Below are 18,537 nucleotides of genomic sequence, written 5' to 3' on the forward strand. Positions count from 1 at the left end.
GTTGACCACATGCCCACAGCAACTGCAGCAGACAGCGTCTCTGGCTGCGTGATAGAAAGGGATCAGGAGCGGTCAGTTTCCAACTAACAAACCGGTTCAAGCGGTCCCGCTCCGCGGGTCCATTTCATTCCCTCCTATTTGAGCATGCCCTGGCATCAAGGGAAAATGTCAGCTCTGCTTCCTGCGGCGCCTGATCAGCCAGTAGACGCCGTAGCCAATGGGTAGCCAATGGCAAGGATCGGAAGACCTGCACCAGCGATCGGCCCGGGGGCTCCGCTGACGTTTTTGTTCTGACCGGGCGCGTTCTCGCAATTTCCCCTGTCATTGCAGGCTTGCGCAGGCGGGGTGATTGTCGTCAGAGCGAGGGCCAAAATCGCGGCGGCTATGCCAAAACCGACCTTCATTGCCTTCTCCTCTATTGCCGATCGACATTTAATGTGAAATTAAATGATATATTAAAAAATTAATTACCGAACTTTCACGGTCATATCAGGTTACTTCCTTTCCAAAGAAGGAGGGCGGCTGGTATGCGCGCTTCAACACGCAGTGCCAAAGAGCTTTGCGAGCAACTCGCGTCAGATACCGATGTGCTGGCACAAAAGATGTCGGATTTGCTTTCGCTTCGAAAATTCGTTGCCGACGCTGAAATCGTCGCCGCTTCGCAAGGCAGCATACCGAGCGCGCCGCTAATGGACCTTGGCGGCCCTGCTGCTGGCGCAAGGAGCTGGCGTTTGCCGTATCGAACTGTTCAATAGATCGCGCAATGCAATCAAATTGTCCAACGTCATCACAATGCGAGCACGAACGACGTTTTCATGCTCAATCCGATCCGAATCGAATAGCGGACCCGCCTTTGGGCGAACGTTTGTAAATGTGAGTGTCATGAGCGGCCCAGGCCCCGACGCCAGATTGATTTTTCCTATGCAAAGCGCTTCTGGAATATTGCCTGGGTCTACCGTGAGCGGTTCGTCAGCCATGGATGGTCTCCCACGAAATTTTCCGGTGTTACGAGATTTATCACCCCGCTTGCGGAATCTTCGCCCATCCCAGAAGTACGCTCTAGCGACTGCTTCATTCCTCTAATGCGCGGTGAAGCACGTCGGTGGCCATGTCACCGGCCAGCCACATCAGCGAATTGATGAATTGATGCTAGTCAAGCAAACAGCTCGGCGCCTTCCGGCGTGATCTTCACCTAGGTGCCGCTCTCGTGCATCCAAAGCCAGCCGCGCTCGATCGCCAGTTCTCGTCCAGCGCCTCGGCCGGCGAGCCGTTGTCTTGGAAGATGAACGGGTAGTTGATTTTTTCGACGTAGATGCGCCCGTCCTGGACGGGCTCCACGGCGCGCGCCAGCTCCATGATGCGGCGGGCGGCCTTTTCCGTGTCGGCGTAGGGGCGGCTTTCGGCGTATTTCATGCGGCTAACTTATCTTCCTTGTCGGGGCCGCGCATGACGATCTTCAAGGCATCGTCGGACAGTGGCCGTTGCAGCGCCTTCGCTTCGTCCCAGGGCGCGCGCAGCCAAACGTCGCGCTCCTCGTCCGTCGTCAAGATGACCGGCATTGCCTTCGGATGGATCGGCGCGACGACAACGTTCGGCTCGGTGGTCAGGAAACCGTAGACAAGGTGAGGGCCGGGGACCGGCTTCGACTTGGTGCCGCGGTCGCCCTTGAACTCGGTCCAGATGCCGGCAAAGGCCGTGAGTGGTCTGTCTTCGTTCAGCGCGAACCAGACCACGTCCTTCTTATTCGTCGCGGCGTTCGGCTCCGGCGCGTATTCAGCGAAGCTGTTGAAGGGGACCAGGCAACGGTTCTCCGGCTTCAGCCAGCCGCGCCAGTGCGGCGAACTGGTGTTGCGGATATTCGTCACAGGCGGGCCACCGTTGCGCGGCGGTGGCGGCATGCCCCAGCGCATCAGCACCATTTCGCGGCCCTCCGCAGCGTTGCGCACCACTGGCGCCGGATAGTCAGGAAACACACCGGGCATCGGCGGCAGGTTGCCGACATAGCGGTTGACGACGCGGAACAGCGCACGGATCGCTTCCTGGTTGGTCGAGATCGAATAGAGATTGCACATCAGGGGTCCTTAGCGTTCGCCCGGCCACCACGTCGATGGCGGATCTTGCGCGGAAATCTTCGTGGGCCGCAGGGCGACGAGGTGGCTGCGCTTATAGGAACAGCCGCGCTGCTCCGAGCACAGCTTGCAGCGCATATAGCGCTCGAGCTCGTGGATCGGCGTCGACTTCGGCCGGCGCACGATGTCGAGCGCGACCGTCTAGTCTAGTGCGTTTCGCAGCCGAGGCACTTCACCTCAAGATAGGTGTAGCCGGCATTGAGCGCGTCGCCGAGCGCGGGCGAGGGCTGCGCCGGTCCCTGAACGCTAGCATGCGCTTGTTCCAGGCTTGGCAGGCGAGCCGATCGGCGGCCTTCCGAGCTTCAGCCGCCTGCTCGGCAGCGGCGCGTACGGACGCGCCAAAGATACTCTCGCGTGACTTGGTGCCCATGACCTGAAAATGCGTCGTGTGGGACACCGCGGCAAGCCGCTAGGGCTTGCGGTGCGTCGCTCGGAAACGACTAAGGACCGGTGCCGCCGCTCTTGCGCATTGTGCCGGCGCCGGCTCCCGGAAAGCGGCTGACAAATGAAGCCGGCGGCAGTCATTGAGCCCACACTAGGCCGGTGAACAGCTGCAGAACAAAAGCCCGATTAGACTGTCCAACAAACTGTCCAACACACTTTCTGGGTATCTTCTAAGCGATTGATCTAGCGGCGCTATTTTTTGCGTCGGAGCGCTATGGCGCTCCCTAGCGGAATCGAACCGCTCTCTCCACCGTGAAAGGGTGGCGTCCTGACCGATAGACGAAGGGAGCAAAACAATCGGCAGATCAATGCGTTAGCCGCGGGATATGCCAGATCGGCCGCCGACGGTTACTGGCGGCGACGGAGCGAACGTATAGTGGTGATTGGGTGGGGGGGCAAGCCGCAGGATGGCGCTTTTTGCAGCCATCCCCCGACGGCTTCGCGCGGGGCCCGATACCCGAAAAACCGCGGGGGTCTCGCAACGCTTTGTAAAGCCTGATGCCGTAGGCGTCCCGCATGGCGTTCAGCAGCAAGAAGCGCGACGCGCGCAAATCGATGCATCAGCCCGGCTGGATCACGCTGGAGGGCGGATTCGCCGCGCGGCCCTGCGTGGTGCAGGACATGTCGTCCACCGGCGCCAAAATCACGATCGACGATCCCAACACGCTGCCTGGAAAATTGCGTCTGGCGTTGTCGCGCGACACGCGCACTGGACGGCCTTGCGAGGTGGTGTGGCGTCGCGGCAGGACCCTGGGCGTCAAGTTCGTGAGCTAGCTAGCAGTTCCCGCCTTCGCGCGATAGAAGGCCGGATGCGAAAGACGCTGGTCCTCATCCTCGCGCTGCTGCCGGCAATCGCGCTCGCGGAGCAGCCTCATCGAACCAAATCCGGCAAAGCAACGGCTTCAGCAAAGTCGCTCCCGCTGAAGAGAGTCGCGCGGCCCAATGCGTGCGCAGAGTACGGTGCGGGCTTCGTCAAGATCGAAGGCTCCGACACCTGCATCAAGATCGGCGGCGGCATCGACGTTGGCGGCGGCGTCTCGATCGGCGGCCGCTAGATTCTTATTTTGACGCGTTTTCTTCACGCGAACCGGTGCCCACTTCGCTCGAAAACGCTCTATAGCTTCACGACATCGGCGGCGCCAGGAATTGGACGAAGCCCGGGCGCGTGGAAATCTCGGCAAACCAGCGCTCGAGATTCGACAGCCTCGGCTTGGTGATGCCCTCGACGCCGAACCAGCGCCGCGCAAAGGCGCCGATCGCGATGTCGGCGATGGTGAACCCGTCGCCTTCGATGAAGCGCCGACTCGCCAACTGCGCATCGGCGATCCGCCACACCTCAGCTTCGGCATCGGCATCCTTCTGGATCGCGGCCATGTCGCGCTTCTCCGGCGGCGTGCGCACCAGCGCCCAGAACACCGGACGGTCGACCGGCTGCAGCGTCGACAGCGTCCAGTCCAGCCAGCGGTCGACGCCGGCGCGCTGGCGTGGCGCGGCCGGATAGATCGGTGAGCCCTCACCATAGGCGAGGCAGAGATAGCGCATGATCGAATTGGATTCCCACAGCGTGTAGCTGCCGTCGACCAGCGTCGGCACGCGGCCGTTGGGGTTCATTGCGAGATAGTCGGGCTGGTCGTTCCTGCCGAACTGCATGCCGGCATCGATGCGGTGATAGGGCAGCTCGAGCTCGCTGAGGCACCACAGCACTTTCTTCACGTTGACCGAGTTGGCCCGGCCCCAAACCGTGAGTTGATATTTTTCCGCCACGCGTCTCTCTCCCATCCCTTGCTGCTTGCGTTGACGGCGGAATAGCAGAAACCGCGATCCCGATCATCCCGCTTCAAACAAAAATCAGGCCCGCTGAGCGGCACCTGATTTTGTTGTCACGGGCTGCGTAGGTTGCGCGTGATCAGAGCGTTTTCGAGCGAAGTGGATACCGGTTCGCGTAAAGAAAACGCGTCAAGCTCTAATGTCCGAAGAACAGCCACAACAGGATGATCACCGGGATTGGCACGCCAAGCAGCCACAGCAAGAGTCCTCTTGCCATCGTTTCCTCCTCCATTTCGTATCGGTGAGGAAACGCGCGATCCATCGGCTCGTTCCGTTATGGATCGCGGCGCTCATGCTGTGCGCGCTGTGCGAGGCCTACCAGTGGCCGGTGTTCGGCATCGACAGCCACGGCTCGGCCGGCGGCTTCGGATCGCCCTTCTGCAACAGCTCGATCGAGTGCAGATCCGGCGAGCGCACGAACGCCATGTTGCCGTCGCGCGGCGGGCGGTTGATGGTGATGCCGAGCTTCATCAGCCGATCGCAGGTCGCGTAGATGTCGTCGACCTCATAGGCGAGATGGCCGAAATGGCGATCCTCGCCGTATTTCTCTTCATCCCAGTTGTAGGTGAGCTCGACCAGCGGCGCGCCGCGCGTGCTCGGCAGCTTCTTCAACTGGTCGACATCCTCGGGCGCGCACAGGAACACCAGCGTGAAGCGACCCCTCTCGTTGTCGATCCGGCGCACTTCCTTCAGCCCCAGCGCGTCCTGGTAGAATTTCATCGCAGTGTCGAGATTGCGCACGCGCAGCATGGTGTGGAGATAACGCATTTTCTTGTCCCTCTCAGACTTGTGAGAATTACTGCCCGTTCCGGCACGACGGGGCAGAAAATAGCAGCAAATTGTATGAGGGGGCAGCCCTCTCACGACCTCGGCCGACGTCATCAAAACCTCGCAACGACACATGGTCGTGAGTCTCAGGCTTGTGAATGGCAGGCAACAGCGCTCCGACTATGTTGCCGCGCGGGAGGACGCGATGCCATACAGTCCTGAACTCATCGAGACCATGCGGGCCGCGTTGGAGGCGGTCATGTCGAAAATTCCCGCCGATCAATCCGTGTTCGGCGTCAAGGCGGCGGTGGCCGAACGTATTCTGAAGGCGGCAGCCCACGGCCAAACGTCCTTCGATGGCCTCGTCGCGTCAGCGTCTGACCAAGTGCAGACGATCGTTGCCACGCTGTCGTGAGCGGCGCCGGTGAATTACCTCCGCGCAAACGCATCGCGTTTGTCGCGTGGCTGGTCAGAAAAAGAAAACCCCGCGCGTGGGGGCACGGGGCTTTCGGGCTGACGGTCTGGGGATTCAGGGCGCGAGCCGCCAGCTTCAGTCGTTAACTTAAGGTTGAATTTTCAAAAAGCAACAGCGCCGCCTAGAGGAGTATGTTCTCCAGGCGACGCTGCCGCGAAATACTGGGCCCTGAAATCCCCAGTTCCACTATGTCTGTCGGCGTGCAAATAGGTTCAAAAGAAAACCCCGCGACGGGGGCATCGCGGGGCTTCTTAGCCGGTAGGCGGCAGGGGGAGTGTTCCTACCGGCACTTCCTGATGCTCATTCAATTCGTGACGATCAAAAGCGTTCCCGCGAAGCGCTGTCACGGGTGGTCAAGGCCGCGCGCGGCATGCCGCAATGGCCTGATGTTCTGATCTCACCTTTTTACACAAGCGTTTGAGCCTGCATCGCATTCCTATGCCGCCGAACGCACGTCGGGATCGAGGCGACGCATTCAGCGAGGAGCAGATCCATGAAAAGCATCATTCTGGCCACGGCGGTCGTGGCACTGGCCGCAGCTTCCGGACAGGCGTTCGCGCGTTCAGGCGCCTCAATCCCGCGGCAGGAAACGGCGGTCGATCAGCGGGCGTACGATGCGTTCAACGCGTTCGATCAGCAGGTGGCACCGCAAATGAGCGATGCCGACGCCCACCGCTATCATGGCGGGCCGAAATCCAACGACTGAGCGCGAGCGCGCCATTCGGCATTCACGCCAGGAGAACGCGGCGGCGCTCGGTGTCACGCCTTGCGGTCCAGCAGCGCCTCGCGTTCGGCCTGGGCCTGGGCGTCGATGACGTTCTGCACGTCGGCATTGATCTGGTGCGGCGGCGCTTTGGCAGTCTCGTCGATGACGAGTTGAACCTTCGCCTGCGTCACCGCGGCAGGGACGGGGTAGATGACCATGACGGCAGCCTCCTGCCCAAAATTCTCATGTCCGCGTTTACGCTTTCTAAAGAGGTGCGGTTAATGCGGATGAATTCGGTTGTCCGAACGTCCGGGAACTCCGATCGCGAGCAGGGTGGGGCGGATGTGGATCGCTGCGCAGCAAGATCACGAAATCGCTTGGTAAAGGCCGATCCGGCGGCCTGTGGATTTGCTGCGGATAACCTGGGGACGGAAGGTATCCAGATGGTGCCTGCGCGGCGCCGTCTCCTAACGATCCCTTTCGACGCAGCCGATAACGCTATTCAGTTAGGTTAAGGGCAGGATCGCGTTGCGATTACCGGAGGTTGCGCATAGGGATCAGTTGCGGAACCCGAGCCATGATGATCCCTTCGTTTCACAATGCAGACAGGCGAACTCACCGGCGCGTGATGGTGGTGGGGCTATTGTTTTGTCTTGCCTTCGTCGCCATCAGCTTTTCGCTGCGGCCGCAGGTGGACAATGGACGCATGCTGGTGAAGGCCGACCGCCTGGTGCGCACCGCGGGCGAACCGCACAAGGCGAATTAGAGCGTTTTCGAGCGAAGCATGCCCTCGGACTTGATCCGAGGGTAGGCACCGGTTCGCGCGACGAAACGCGTTAAAACAAGAATCCTAGCGCGGATCCTGTCCCGGCATTTTCTCGCTGGAGGAGCGATGATACATCGCGATGGCGATGAACCCGCCATAGCCGATGATGTTGATCAGAATTTCCAGCCAGACCGGCATGGCCATACCCCTTCTGCACCACAATACGCGCGGAGGTCGTGGTTTGTTCCTGCGCCCAATCCATGGGTGGCCCGGCCGGGTTGCATAGCTCGAAGGGAGAGGGGCCCCGTCCAAGCGCTGCAAAGGCGGCCCTTTGCGGCAACATGCCTGCGGGTTCCCGATGCAACCAATCGGGAATTTCTGCGTTGGAGCCGCGGATGAATCCGTGAGGAGGCGAGGATGAAAAAGACACTCGCAGTTTTGGCTATGGTCGCCACGGTCGGCGCGACCGCGATGAGCACGCCGGCGGAGGCGTACTGGCGCGGCGGCGGTTGGGGCTGGCGGGGCGCGGGTCCGGGCCTGGCATTCGGGTTGGCCGCAGGCGCGCTGATTGCGGGCGCAGCTGCAGCGTCCAGTCCCTACTACTACGGTCCGGGCTACGGCTACGGCGGCTATTACGGCGGCTACCCGGGCTACGCTTACGGCCCGGGCTACTACGGCGGCTACCCGGCCTATTATGGCGGCTACGGGTATCGACGCTACTACGGCGGTGATCCTTACGCCTACGGGGGCGGCCCCTATTATCGGCGCGCCTACTGGGGCTCTTATTGGTAACAGAAAGCCCGGGGCGACGCGCCCCGGGCTTTTTGACTCGGCCGATGGTGCGAGTACCTAATCGGTCTCAACTGGCTCCCGCTGGTAGCCGTGCCAAGCGCTGCCGAGCGTGTTGGCGTAATACTCCTGACGCTCGCGTTCGAACTTTTGCTGGGTCGCCTTGAAGTTGGCGATGCGAGCGGCGATCTCTTCGCGTTCACGTGCGAGCCGCTCTTCCTTCTCGGTCATGGCGTCTTCGGTCATGGCTTCGATCATGGCCCATCCCTGTAATCGTAATGTCATCCGGCCGAATTCGCCTCCCCAATGGGGCGCCAATGGGGAGGAGCCGGTGCAGGATTGTGGTGAGATGATGGGCAGCGGAGGCGGTGGATAAGGCGCGTACGCTGCTTGTCGCTTCTCCGCGGCCCCGCTAGCCAAAAAGGGAAACTGGGGAGGCCAATTCATGGCAAAGATCGATCTGGATTCACTGAGCATCGAAGAACTCGCAAGCTTGCGCGAGCACGCGACCGACAAGCTGTTCGAGAAGGTCGCGGCGCGCCGCGCGCAACTCGAAGCGGAATTGGAGAAGCTTGCGCAATACGGCAAGCCGGTGAAGAAGCCCGATGCCGCGCCGGTCGCGAAGGCGAAGAAGAGCGACGAGGTGAAGGAGCCGAACGAGGCGAAGGAGCCGGTCGCCAAAGCGGCGTGACAAACACGGCGGCGTGAGAGCCGCATGACAGGTGCGATCCCTCGCTCCAGTTGGCCGTGCTATAGTGCGCGCGGTCAACTCGGGTTTCTCACGTGATTGCAAAAGATCTGCGGAGTGGCGTCGAGGCCCTCGGCAATTTCATCGCCGAGGCCTCCACCATCGTTCCCTTCACCGGTGCCGGCATTTCAACCGAGAGCGGGATTCCCGACTTCCGCTCGCCCGGCGGGCTGTGGACGCGCAACCGGCCAATTCCCTTCGACGAATTCGTTGCAAGTGCCGACGCGCGCGATGAAGCGTGGCGTCGGCGCTTTGCGATGGAGCCGACCTTTGCGGCGGCGAAGCCCGGGCGCGGGCATCGCGCGCTCGCCTCGCTCTATCGCGCGGGGAAGATTCCGTCGATCGTCACCCAGAACATCGACAATCTGCATCAGATGAGCGGCTTCAAATCGGATCATGTGGTCGAGTTGCATGGCAACACAACCTATGCGCGCTGCATCGGTTGCGGCAGGGCGTACGAATTGATGTGGGTCAAGCAGCGCTTTGACGAGAACGGCAGTGCGCCCGATTGCACCGACTGCGGCGATCCCATCAAGACCGCAACCATCTCGTTCGGCCAGGCGATGCCGGAGGATGCGATGCGACGGGCGACGGAACTTGCGCAGCACTGCGATCTGTTTCTTGCGATCGGATCTTCGCTGGTGGTGTGGCCCGCGGCGGGATTTCCGATGATGGCCAAGAACTGCGGTGCCAAGCTTGTGATCATCAACAACGAGCCGACCGAGCAGGACGATATTGCGGATCTCGTGATCCGCCACGACATCGGCGAGACCCTTGGGCCGTTTGTAGGCAATTGATGCTCAATTGATTCGCGATTGTGCAAGCCTGTTCATAGTTCCCGCTGGATTCGTTTTTTGTCTATGCGACGCAAGCGGGAGTGTTATCTTTTGATTCGAGATTCGCGTGCGTTGTTCATGAGCGGTCGTGCAACAACGCACCGGTAGGTACCGTCGCAGAGAGACGGGTTGCAGATGATGTGCGGGGTCCGGGGTCATGGGGTCGGACGGATTTGAGTCCAAGAAGCTCGGCGCTCCACCATCGGGTGGCGCCGGGCAGGGTAGGCTTGCGCCGGGTGAATACTCGGAGAGAGCACCGCGCGATCCAGCCGCGGATGCATTCTCCGGCCTGGGCGATGCCGCCGCCAACCTCGTCGAGATTTCCGGCGTCATCAAATGGTTCGATGCCTCGAAAGGCTACGGCTTCGTCGTCCCCGACAATGGCTCGCCAGACGTGCTTCTGCACGTCACCGTGCTCAGGCGCGACGGCTACCAGACGGCCTACGAGGGCGCTCGCGTAGTGGTTGAATGCGTGCAGCGCGCGAAGGGCTATCAGGCGTTCCGCATCCTCTCGATGGATGAAACGACGGCGATCCATCCGGCGCAGATGCTGCCGCCCAGGACCCATGTCACGGTCACCCCGACCAGCGGGTTGGAGCGGGCGCAGGTCAAGTGGTTCAACCGGCTGCGCGGCTTCGGCTTCCTGACCTGCGGTGAAGGGACGCCCGACATCTTCGTCCACATGGAAACGCTGCGCCGCTTCGGCATGACCGAACTGCGCCCCGGCCAATATGTGCTGGTGCGGTTCGGGCCCGGCTCCAAGGGCATGATGGCCGCGGAGATCCACCCGGAGACCGGCCCGTCGGCGCTGTCGTCGCACTGATTTTCATTTTTCCCGATCATGCTCTGACGGAAACGTGAGCCGGGTGGCGCGCGGTAGGTCTTTGCCCTCTGGTCATTGCCGCCGTCGCCGGGTTAGGTTCCCCGCGGTTTGATCTTGCCGTGAGTGCTGTTGCCATGATTTTCGATCGTGTCGCCGGGCGTCGCCTGCTCGTTGGCCTGTTTGCGTCGTTCGTCCTCCTGCTCGGAGTGATCGCGAGCCCGGCCGCAAGGGCTGCGACGGTCCAGCCGCTCGAGATCGTCACCAAGAACGGCGTGCACGTCTTCTCCGTGGAGCTCGCGACGACCGAGGAGGAGAAGACGACGGGGCTGATGTACCGGAAGGAGCTGCCCGACGGCAAAGGCATGCTGTTCGACTTCTCGCCGGAGCAGCAGGTGTCGATGTGGATGAAGAACACCTATGTGTCGCTGGACATGATCTTCATCCGCGCCGACGGCCGCATCCTGCGGATCGCGGAGAATACCGAGCCGTTGTCGACCAAGATCATCTCCTCCGGCGGGCTTGCCAAGGGCGTCCTGGAGGTGGTCGCGGGCACGGCGCAGAAATACGGCATCCAGCCAGGCGACCGGGTGGCCCACCCGCTGTTCAACGGCAAATAGAGCATGATCCGGAAAAGTGGGCACCGGTTTTCCGAAAAGATCATGCTCCACTAAGGAGCGGATGATGATCCGGCCAGCCTGATCGGATCATCATCCGGCGCCCCCGCGAGCGCCTTGCTGGCGCCCGTTTAACCGTGTATCGACATCGCCGGCGGATTGCTCGGGGTATAGCGCAGCCTGGTAGCGCGGCAGTTTTGGGTACTGCAGGTCGTTGGTTCGAATCCAGCTGCCCCGACCAAAAGATTAGTGAAATCAGGTATTTGAGAGGCCTGTCGCGTCCCGGTCGCTGACGTGCTGTCGGCTGTCGGGGGTATATCGGTCACCGCTGAGAAGCTTATGCTTCGGGGGCATTTGCTGCCCCATCTCCCATCCGTGCCTGCGCCCACGCGGAATGCCCTCGACGATTGCCTTGGCGACAATCTCGGCGTCAGCAGGAGAGAGAGAGCTGGTCGAGGGACTTCCATGACACGCGATCTGGCGAGCGCGCTCCATGTCTTCGTACAGGGCTATGGGAGGAGGCGGTTGCCTCCTGGATGCGCTGCATAGTCGCAAGCGTCTGTACGTCGGACGAACGTCCGATGCGCCACTGCCCAACCTATGAAACAACTTCGTTCGTTCTGTAGTGCGTACGGAATCGGTGACGATCCACGCGGAGGAGGCGGCTTACTCTTACGACGTCGAATACGAACGACTGCTGCGTCAATAGGTAGGAAGCAAAAAATGCGCTCGGATATCAGCATTGCTATTGTTGGATTTATCCTGACGTTGTCGGTCTCAGTAAACGCACATGCATCGTGCACAGGGCCGAGGACTATGAAGGGAACCTGGAAGGGGAACGACACAGGTACCTACTTTGTCGCGCAACGCGGAAATACAGTTTGGTGGTTTGGACAGAGTAAAGAGCGGAATTTTGCCAACGTTTTTCGAGGCACGCTACGTGGCGACATAATTGACGGCGAATTTTCAGATGTTGCCGGTGGATTCAATTTTGCCGGTCCGCTACGTCTCCAAATTGTGAGAGGCTTCGGTAACTCAATAGCTTCATTCAAGAAAGTGAGCGGCGGATTTGGGGCGAGCCATTGGTCTTTCCCGTGTGATGATCAAAGCCAGATCCCTGCACGAGACTAGCGAAACTCTGAAATTGCTATGGGGTGGGGCCACCCCGATTGCACTCTACCGCTCGGGATAGGGCGTGCCATCCTTGTGCACGAACCGGCCGTCGGCGTTGGAGCTCATCATGTCGACGTCCGAGCAGATGGTGACGTCGGCTGGTGAGCGCGAGCCGACTTCGAGATAAACCGCCATCGCGTCGGATTTGTTGACGAGGTGATGGCGGTTGCCGGAGCCTTTCGGAAACGCCGCGCAATCGCCTGCGCGCAGCACCGTCTCGCCGCCATCTTCAATCAGCGTCAGTTCGCCTTCGAGCACATAGACGAATTCGTCTTGGGCCGAATGCCAGTGGCGCTGGCTCGACCAGTTGCCCGGCGGCAGGTGCATGAGATTGACCCCGAAGTCGGTGAGGCCGCCGGCGTTGCCCAACCGCTGCCGCACGCGTTCGGCACAGGGGGCGTCGAATGGCGGCGGGTAGCCGGAGCCCTTGCGTTTCGGCACGGCGGCGAAATCGATCCTGGGCATGAGGTCCTTTCAATGACACCCGGGGCCACGCTCCTTGCTCAACGCTGACACATCAACCGCGCGAGATGTCCTGATCGGTAGATCAGGAAAAGATCACTGGTGTAGTGGAAATACTCACCCGTGAAGTCCTTGGTTCTGAATCTGAGTTGAATCCTGTTGTTGCTGACGACCGAAGCGCGCTGCGGGCCATTCCCGGTATCGATCGAAACCGGCGGACCGAGGGCAAGCGTCACGGTTTTTGCCGAGGGCGCGGATCCAGTTGGATCGAACAGGGAGCCGCTGCAGGTGAGGGAGGCAGGCTGGGCGGCCGCAGAAGCAATCATTGAGGCGAGGGCTGACAGAATTATCAAGGACGTTCTGAACATTCATGGCTCCAAAGAAAAGAATTTAGGAATCGCGGCGGGGCTTGCAGGATGGGAGCATAGTAGGCGGCGCCTGGGTTTGCCAGCAACGGTTGTGGTTGCCAAATCGCACGTCAAATCATCGGTCCCGATGATATCGCCACCGTCAGGCTGCTGGAATTTTTCGGATGGGCGCTTGCCCGCATGCTGGTGGCGGCGAAGCTCCGAGGGGTGCAGCGCACTCCCTTCAGGCGAGCGCGCAGGTACCTTAGTCGTTCGATGTGAGGAACGGCAGAATTGGCACGTCGATGCCGATGGCCAATTCGAGCACTGCACCGATCGCAGCGATTGCCGCGCACAATTCGAGCAGGACGAATGCGAACAGCGCGCTGAGCCCGATGATTGCGTTCTTGCGGCCGTTCCACATGATGTCACCTGCGATCCTGGCTTTTGGAAAGAAAGCTCGATTTAGCCCGGTTGGGTCATAGGCCCGGGATCTGGCACGGTGAGCTCGCTTTACCATCGCGGCCACCGTGCTCAAGACAAGCCTGATCTTAACCTAACCGATCAACCTTAACGTCCGTGCGGCGGGCGAAGCCGGAGCCGGCCGGCTGGTTCAGGACGATCGCAGCGTTCCGCGGCGCTTCAGCATCCGCGGCAGATCGATCCGATCATCTTCTCGACCTTGGCCTCTTCGGGATCGAGCGAGGGATCGGTGCCAAGCAGCGGACCCTTCTGGGGACCGTTGGCAATGCCTGAGGACGAAAGCGCGGTTCCGAGCGAGTTGGTGCCTGGTGTGGCGGGGTTGGTTCCAAAAGCGCCGCCGGTCACCGGCAGGCCGCCGCTCGTGGGTAGGCCGCTGCTCATGGGCATGCCTCCGTGCATTCCCATGGCTCCCATACCGTGCCCCATGCCGCCTCCGCCGCCGCGTGCGAATGCTGCGGTGGTCGAAAAGCCGACGGCGAGGGCGAGGCAGAGGAGGGATAGTTTCTTCATGGCGAGACTCCTGTCTTCGCGAGACGGCTGGGCCAGACGTTCGGCCGGCGCCAGCACAAACAGGATGTAGGCATTGCGGTCTCGCGCAATGCGGTCCCGCCCATCAAATCCTTTGGCGCAAAGCTTGCTGCCGGATCGCGGCTGCGCGAGTGACGGCGATCCCGTTCATTATTCTCAACGATTTGTAATCAAGGCCTGGCTGTGGGCGGCGATGGCCGCTTCCTCATCGGTGGGGACCACCAGGGTTGCGACACGCGCTGTCTTTGCGCCGATCCAGAGTTCATTGGCGCTGTTGGCGCGATCATCGATCTCCACGCCGAGCCAGCCAAGGCCGGTGCAGATCTGCTTCCGCACCTCGGGGCTGTTCTCGCCGATCCCGGCAGTGAAGACGATAGCGTCCAGGCCGCCCAGGCTGTGGACCATCGCGGCGATCGCCGCGCCGGCGCGGAAAGCGAACAGTTCGAGTGCCTCGGCGGCACGGGGATCGTTGCTGTTGGTGAGCACGCGCACGTCGGCGCTGATCCCGGACACGCCGAGCAATCCGGATTCGTAATACAGCACGTGCTCGATCTCGTCGGCCGAAAGCCCGCGCTGCTGTTGCAGGTAGAGCGGCAGGCCGGGATCGATCGCGCCGCAGCGCGTGCCCATCATCAGCCCGTCCAGCGTGGTGAAGCTCATCGTGGTGTCGATGCTGCGCCCGTTGCGCATCGCGCACAGGCTGGCGCCGCTGCCGAGATGGGCCGTCACGATCCGTCCCAAAGCCAGATCCGGCGCGATCTCGCGCAAGCGGCGGGCGATGAACTCGTAGGACAGCCCGTGAAAGCCGTAGCGGCGCACGCCCTCCTGTTCGAAATGCCGCGGCAGCGCAAAGCGGCTCATGGGCGGCGCGATGCTATGGTGGAAGGCGGTATCGAAGCAGGCGACCTGCGGCAGGTCCGGCCGCAGCTTCTGCATCGCCTCGATCGGCGCGAGGCTGGCTGGCTGATGCAATGGCGCGAGCGGCGTGAGCTCGCGCAGCACCTGGAGAATGGCCGGCGTCACCTTAACCGGTTCGAAGAACTTCAGGCCGCCATGGACGACACGGTGGCCGACCGCGACGAGAGTTCCACCGGTGAGGAATTCGTCGATCCAGTGCAACAGATCCGAGAAGAAGCTCTCGTCGTCCGCTTCCGCCGCGGCGTGCCGCTCGAACAGCACGTTGCCCTGCAGGTCCTTCACGATCATCTGCGGCTGATGCTGATGATGGTCGAGCATGCCCTTGCACAGCAGCGCGGGATCGCCTGAGCCGCCGCTCGCAAACAGCGCCAGCTTGATCGAGGACGATCCTGCGTTGAGGACGAGGAGGGCGTTCGGCATCTTCTTCAGCCTCAACGCTTGTGATTGGGCATTAATCGCCGGCGTTTGCCGCCGTGCCGTATGGCCAGGACCAGTCGCGGATATCGGGCATGTCCTCGCCGTGCGCGCGGACATATTTGCCGTGCTCGATCAGGCGGTCGAGGCAATGCTGCTTGACGGCGGCCGCTGACGCCGCAAGTCCCGGGACGCGGTTGATGACCTCGATCGCCAGATGGAAGCGGTCGAGCTCGTTGAGCACGACCATGTCGAACGGCGTCGTCGTCGTTCCCTCTTCCTTGAAGCCGCGCACATGAATGCCGGCGTGGTTGGTGCGCGCATAGGTGAGGCGGTGGATCAGATAGGGATAGCCGTGATAGGCGAAGATCACCGGCTTGTCGCGGGTGAACAAGGTGTCGAACTCGCGGTCGGTCAGTCCATGCGGATGCTGTTCGCGCGGTTGCAGGGCCATGAGGTCGACGACGTTGACGACTCTGATCTTGAGCTTGGGGATCTGCTTCCGGAGAATGTCGACGGCGGCGAGCGTCTCCAGCGTCGGCACGTCGCCGGCGCAGGCCATCACCACGTCGACGTCGCTGCCGGGTGTTTCCGTTCCGGCCCATGACCACGCGCCGATCCCGGCCTCGCAATGAACTGCGGCCTCCTTGATTGTCAGCCATTGCGGCGCGGGCTGCTTGCCGGCCACGATGACGTTGATGCGGTCGTAGGTGCGCAGGCAGTGGTCGGTGATCCAGAGCAGCGAGTTGGCATCCGGCGGGAAATAGACGCGGACGACGTCCGCCTTCTTGTTGGCAACGAGATCGACGAAGCCCGGATCCTGGTGGCTGAAGCCGTTGTGATCCTGCCGCCAGACGTGAGAGGTGAGCAGGTAGTTCAGCGAGGCGATCGGGCGCCGCCAGGGCAGGCCGCGGGAGACCTTCAGCCATTTGGCGTGCTGGTTGAACATGGAGTCGACGATGTGGATGAATGCCTCGTAACAGGAGAACAATCCATGTCGCCCAGTGAGCAGATAACCCTCGAGCCATCCCTGGCAGAGATGCTCGCTCAGGACCTCCATCACCCGGCCGTCCCGGGACAAATGGACGTCGTACGGCTCGATCTCTTCCATCCAGACGCGATCGGTCACTTCGAACACGGCATCGAGCCGGTTTGAGGCGGTCTCGTCAGGGCCCATGATGCGGAAGTTGCGGGTGCTCTCGTTGCGCCTCATGACGTCACGCAGGAATTTGCCCATCGTGCGCGTCGCTTCATTCATCACGCCGCCGGGCGTGGCGACCTCGATGGCGAAGTCGCGATAGTCGGGCAGCTCCAGCTCACGCTTCAACAGCCCGCCATTGGCATGCGGATTGGCGCCCATCCGACGCGCGCCTGCCGGCGCCAGTTTTTGCAGCTCCGGAACGAGCCTGCCTTGCTCGTCGAACAGCGTTTCCGGCTGGTAGCCGCGCAGCCATTGCTCCAGTATCGCGAGATGGCTTGGATTGCTGCGGACTTCGGCAACCGGCACCTGGTGCGCGCGCCAAAATCCTTCCACCTTGAGGCCGTCGACTTCCTTGGGGCCGGTCCAGCCCTTTGGACTGCGCAACACGATCATCGGCCATCGCGGTCGCTCCGGCGATGGCGATGCGCCTCGCGCGGCCTGCTGGATGGCGCGAATACGATCCGTTGCCGCATCCAGGGTGGCTGCCATCTGCCGGTGCATCGTCGTGGGATCGTCGCCCTCGACGAACATCGGCTCATGGCCAAAGCCCAGGAACAGGTGGCGGATTTCCTCGTCGCTCATCCGTCCAAGCACGGTCGGATTGGCGATCTTGTAGCCGTTCAGATGCAGGATCGGGAGCACCGCGCCGTCGCGCGCGGGGTTGAGAAACTTGTTCGAATGCCAGGAGGCGGCGAGCGGGCCGGTCTCGGCTTCGCCGTCGCCGACGACGCAGGCAACGAGGAGATCGGGATTGTCGAACGCCGCGCCATAGGCATGGGCGAGCGCATAGCCGAGTTCGCCGCCTTCATGGATCGAGCCCGGTGTCTCCGGTGCGGCATGGCTTGGGATGCCGCCGGGAAAGGAGAACTGCCGAAACAGCTTGCGCAGCCCGTCGGCGTCCCGCGTGATATCTGGATAGATCTCGGTGTAGATGCCTTCGAGATAGGTATTGGCCACCATGCCGGGCCCGCCATGACCGGGGCCGCAGATATAGATGACGTTGAGGTCGTGGTGTTTGATCACACGATTGAGATGGGCATAGACGAAATTCAAACCGGGCGTCGTGCCCCAATGGCCGAGCAGGCGCGGCTTGATATGTTCCTTGTGAAGCGGCTCGCGGAGCAGGGGATTGTCGAGCAGATAGATCTGGCCGACCGAGAGGTAGTTGGCGGCGCGCCAGTACCGATCAAGCAGATCGAGTTCGGCGCTATCGAGAACGGCGGACGTGCTGCTTACATCTTGCATTGAACGCCTCGTTGTTTCTTGGCGACGTTGCCAATCGTGACGGCTTTGCCGGACGCGCCACTGTCCATTCCCGAGCGGTGCGGGTGTTGACCCAGGTCAACCGCATCCAAGCCATCCTCGATCCCGGCGCCATTCGAGCATACGCTTGCTGCGCCATCTGTCCGATGACAACAGGCGCGGATCAGCGCCGTTCCGGCGCAGGAAATGTGAGATTATAGCGGCGGCGTTTGACGAAACTGCGATGCCGCGCTTTTGACCAGGGGGCGTGCGGCCAAACGGTACGGTGCGGCCGGCGCTACCGGCTGGAGACCAGTTTCAGCGGAGGCTGGAGGGTCGCCTCGAGTTCCACCCGCAGGCGCTGGACTCGGGGATCGCTCGATCGCTCGGCGCACACGGTGTATTGATGGACGGACTGCGCCAGCGCCCGCCGCTCCGGAGCTGTCTTCGACACTGCAGCGAGCTTGAGCACGATGGCGCCCAGGTTCACCAGCATTTCGTCCAGCGTCTGGTCGATCTTGTCGAACTCGTTCTTCATCCGCAGTCCTGTGCACGTCAATGAAGGCTGGTCGATGACGTTCCTGTGGCGGCTGCGGTAAAGCTAACCATTGGTAAATGCCGTAGGGTGGGCAAAGCGAAGCGTGCCCACCATCACGAGCGGAGTGTTGATGGTGGGCACGCTTCCGCCGGTGTTTGATTGAATGACGGTGCAAGAAGTCGCTTTGCCCACCCTCATATGGGGCTTCGTGAGTCAAGGCTCTCAACGAACAGGGTTGGGTTGGGTTTTTGCGGTGAGAGGGCGGCGCGCGGAGCCATGCGTAGCGCAGCGCGACGACCGGGCCCC

At 61.7% G+C, this 18,537-nt stretch carries 26 protein-coding genes, 2 tRNA genes and 1 pseudogene; 12 read left to right on the forward strand and 17 right to left on the reverse strand.

Going from position 1 to position 18,537, the window contains the following annotated elements; translation table 11 throughout:
* Positions 1 to 194: 194 nt before the first annotated feature.
* The 6 genes and pseudogenes from ACZYOF_RS34600 to ACZYOF_RS34625 form a co-directional block, all read right to left on the reverse strand.
* Complete coding sequence (locus ACZYOF_RS34600) at positions 195 to 404, reverse strand: hypothetical protein (RefSeq protein WP_282531597.1); 210 nt, start codon at positions 402 to 404, stop codon at positions 195 to 197.
* A gap of 282 nt (positions 405 to 686) precedes the next feature.
* Positions 687 to 977 (reverse strand): hypothetical protein, encoded by a 291-nt coding sequence (locus ACZYOF_RS34605; RefSeq protein ID WP_130580601.1) that lies wholly within the window; start codon positions 975 to 977, stop codon positions 687 to 689.
* A gap of 211 nt (positions 978 to 1,188) precedes the next feature.
* On the reverse strand, positions 1,189 to 1,413 hold the full coding sequence (locus ACZYOF_RS34610) for a hypothetical protein (RefSeq protein WP_463718570.1): 225 nt from the start codon (positions 1,411 to 1,413) through the stop codon (positions 1,189 to 1,191).
* The gene (locus tag ACZYOF_RS34615) at positions 1,410 to 2,072 is read right to left on the reverse strand and encodes an SOS response-associated peptidase (protein WP_130580599.1); all 663 of its coding nucleotides are present in this window, start codon (positions 2,070 to 2,072) and stop codon (positions 1,410 to 1,412) included. The genes ACZYOF_RS34610 and ACZYOF_RS34615 overlap by 4 nt, the downstream gene beginning before the upstream one ends.
* A gap of 9 nt (positions 2,073 to 2,081) precedes the next feature.
* Positions 2,082 to 2,499, reverse strand: a pseudogene (locus ACZYOF_RS34620) (hypothetical protein).
* A 289-nt stretch (positions 2,500 to 2,788) separates the two neighbouring features.
* Positions 2,789 to 2,863, reverse strand: a tRNA-Glu gene (locus ACZYOF_RS34625).
* A gap of 226 nt (positions 2,864 to 3,089) precedes the next feature.
* Between ACZYOF_RS34625 and ACZYOF_RS34630 the strand changes: the two genes are divergently transcribed.
* Both ACZYOF_RS34630 and ACZYOF_RS34635 read left to right on the forward strand, forming a co-directional pair.
* Positions 3,090 to 3,347: a PilZ domain-containing protein gene (locus ACZYOF_RS34630; protein ID WP_130580598.1), complete on the forward strand. Its 258-nt coding sequence runs from the start codon at positions 3,090 to 3,092 to the stop codon at positions 3,345 to 3,347.
* A gap of 35 nt (positions 3,348 to 3,382) precedes the next feature.
* A complete protein-coding gene (locus tag ACZYOF_RS34635) occupies positions 3,383 to 3,628 on the forward strand; it encodes a hypothetical protein (protein ID WP_394567732.1) in 246 nt (81 codons plus the stop codon).
* 67 nt (positions 3,629 to 3,695) lie between these two features.
* On the opposite strand, the gene ACZYOF_RS34640 is transcribed toward ACZYOF_RS34635, so the two are convergent.
* Together ACZYOF_RS34640 and ACZYOF_RS34645 are read right to left on the reverse strand one after the other, a co-directional pair.
* Entirely contained in the window at positions 3,696 to 4,352 is a 657-nt protein-coding gene (locus ACZYOF_RS34640) for a glutathione S-transferase family protein (protein WP_463718571.1), read from the reverse strand.
* A gap of 363 nt (positions 4,353 to 4,715) precedes the next feature.
* Entirely contained in the window at positions 4,716 to 5,168 is a 453-nt protein-coding gene (locus ACZYOF_RS34645; RefSeq protein ID WP_463718572.1) for a VOC family protein, read from the reverse strand.
* Positions 5,169 to 5,373: 205 nt separating this feature from the next.
* Between ACZYOF_RS34645 and ACZYOF_RS34650 the strand changes: the two genes are divergently transcribed.
* Positions 5,374 to 5,583: a hypothetical protein gene (locus ACZYOF_RS34650; RefSeq protein ID WP_130583994.1), complete on the forward strand. Its 210-nt coding sequence runs from the start codon at positions 5,374 to 5,376 to the stop codon at positions 5,581 to 5,583.
* A 553-nt stretch (positions 5,584 to 6,136) separates the two neighbouring features.
* Entirely contained in the window at positions 6,137 to 6,349 is a 213-nt protein-coding gene (locus tag ACZYOF_RS34655; RefSeq protein ID WP_463718573.1) for a hypothetical protein, read from the forward strand.
* Positions 6,350 to 6,402: 53 nt separating this feature from the next.
* On the opposite strand, the gene ACZYOF_RS34660 is transcribed toward ACZYOF_RS34655, so the two are convergent.
* Entirely contained in the window at positions 6,403 to 6,567 is a 165-nt protein-coding gene (locus ACZYOF_RS34660) for a hypothetical protein (RefSeq protein ID WP_165421548.1), read from the reverse strand.
* 359 nt (positions 6,568 to 6,926) lie between these two features.
* On the opposite strand from ACZYOF_RS34660, the gene ACZYOF_RS34665 reads away from it, so the two are divergent.
* Complete coding sequence (locus ACZYOF_RS34665) at positions 6,927 to 7,115, forward strand: hypothetical protein (RefSeq protein ID WP_463718574.1); 189 nt, start codon at positions 6,927 to 6,929, stop codon at positions 7,113 to 7,115.
* 417 nt (positions 7,116 to 7,532) lie between these two features.
* Positions 7,533 to 7,907, forward strand: a complete 375-nt coding sequence (locus tag ACZYOF_RS34670; protein ID WP_282531593.1) for a hypothetical protein — start codon at positions 7,533 to 7,535, stop codon at positions 7,905 to 7,907.
* A gap of 57 nt (positions 7,908 to 7,964) precedes the next feature.
* Here ACZYOF_RS34670 and ACZYOF_RS34675 read toward each other — a convergent pair whose 3' ends face one another.
* Positions 7,965 to 8,162: a hypothetical protein gene (locus ACZYOF_RS34675; protein ID WP_282531592.1), complete on the reverse strand. Its 198-nt coding sequence runs from the start codon at positions 8,160 to 8,162 to the stop codon at positions 7,965 to 7,967.
* 187 nt (positions 8,163 to 8,349) lie between these two features.
* Here ACZYOF_RS34675 and ACZYOF_RS34680 point away from each other — a divergent pair, with 187 nt between their 5' ends.
* From ACZYOF_RS34680 to ACZYOF_RS34705, 6 genes are all read left to right on the forward strand, one after another.
* Positions 8,350 to 8,595, forward strand: coding sequence for a hypothetical protein (locus ACZYOF_RS34680; RefSeq protein ID WP_463718575.1), 246 nt, complete (start codon positions 8,350 to 8,352; stop codon positions 8,593 to 8,595).
* Between the two features lie 92 nt (positions 8,596 to 8,687).
* Positions 8,688 to 9,449, forward strand: a complete 762-nt coding sequence (locus ACZYOF_RS34685) for an SIR2 family NAD-dependent protein deacylase (RefSeq protein ID WP_130581772.1) — start codon at positions 8,688 to 8,690, stop codon at positions 9,447 to 9,449.
* 196 nt (positions 9,450 to 9,645) lie between these two features.
* Positions 9,646 to 10,311, forward strand: a complete 666-nt coding sequence (locus tag ACZYOF_RS34690; protein WP_130581771.1) for a cold-shock protein — start codon at positions 9,646 to 9,648, stop codon at positions 10,309 to 10,311.
* Between the two features lie 134 nt (positions 10,312 to 10,445).
* Entirely contained in the window at positions 10,446 to 10,928 is a 483-nt protein-coding gene (locus tag ACZYOF_RS34695) for a DUF192 domain-containing protein (RefSeq protein ID WP_463718576.1), read from the forward strand.
* A gap of 161 nt (positions 10,929 to 11,089) precedes the next feature.
* Positions 11,090 to 11,166: transfer RNA gene (locus tag ACZYOF_RS34700), tRNA-Pro, on the forward strand.
* A gap of 482 nt (positions 11,167 to 11,648) precedes the next feature.
* The gene (locus ACZYOF_RS34705; protein WP_463718577.1) at positions 11,649 to 12,056 is read left to right on the forward strand and encodes a hypothetical protein; all 408 of its coding nucleotides are present in this window, start codon (positions 11,649 to 11,651) and stop codon (positions 12,054 to 12,056) included.
* 45 nt (positions 12,057 to 12,101) lie between these two features.
* Here ACZYOF_RS34705 and ACZYOF_RS34710 read toward each other — a convergent pair whose 3' ends face one another.
* The 7 genes from ACZYOF_RS34710 to ACZYOF_RS34740 form a co-directional block, all read right to left on the reverse strand.
* The gene (locus tag ACZYOF_RS34710; protein ID WP_463718578.1) at positions 12,102 to 12,563 is read right to left on the reverse strand and encodes a cupin domain-containing protein; all 462 of its coding nucleotides are present in this window, start codon (positions 12,561 to 12,563) and stop codon (positions 12,102 to 12,104) included.
* A 38-nt stretch (positions 12,564 to 12,601) separates the two neighbouring features.
* Positions 12,602 to 12,928, reverse strand: a complete 327-nt coding sequence (locus tag ACZYOF_RS34715; RefSeq protein WP_130581767.1) for a hypothetical protein — start codon at positions 12,926 to 12,928, stop codon at positions 12,602 to 12,604.
* Positions 12,929 to 13,172: 244 nt separating this feature from the next.
* Positions 13,173 to 13,331 (reverse strand): hypothetical protein, encoded by a 159-nt coding sequence (locus ACZYOF_RS34720; protein WP_165421369.1) that lies wholly within the window; start codon positions 13,329 to 13,331, stop codon positions 13,173 to 13,175.
* Between the two features lie 218 nt (positions 13,332 to 13,549).
* On the reverse strand, positions 13,550 to 13,900 hold the full coding sequence (locus ACZYOF_RS34725; RefSeq protein ID WP_463718579.1) for a hypothetical protein: 351 nt from the start codon (positions 13,898 to 13,900) through the stop codon (positions 13,550 to 13,552).
* 174 nt (positions 13,901 to 14,074) lie between these two features.
* Complete coding sequence (locus tag ACZYOF_RS34730; protein WP_463718580.1) at positions 14,075 to 15,256, reverse strand: acetate/propionate family kinase; 1,182 nt, start codon at positions 15,254 to 15,256, stop codon at positions 14,075 to 14,077.
* Positions 15,257 to 15,287: 31 nt separating this feature from the next.
* Positions 15,288 to 17,696: a phosphoketolase family protein gene (locus ACZYOF_RS34735; protein ID WP_463718581.1), complete on the reverse strand. Its 2,409-nt coding sequence runs from the start codon at positions 17,694 to 17,696 to the stop codon at positions 15,288 to 15,290.
* Positions 17,697 to 17,991: 295 nt separating this feature from the next.
* Positions 17,992 to 18,231 (reverse strand): hypothetical protein, encoded by a 240-nt coding sequence (locus ACZYOF_RS34740; protein WP_282531585.1) that lies wholly within the window; start codon positions 18,229 to 18,231, stop codon positions 17,992 to 17,994.
* Between the last annotated feature and the right edge of the window lie 306 nt (positions 18,232 to 18,537).

The sequence above is a fragment of the Bradyrhizobium sp. LeoA1Lang genome, assembly GCF_055413685.1.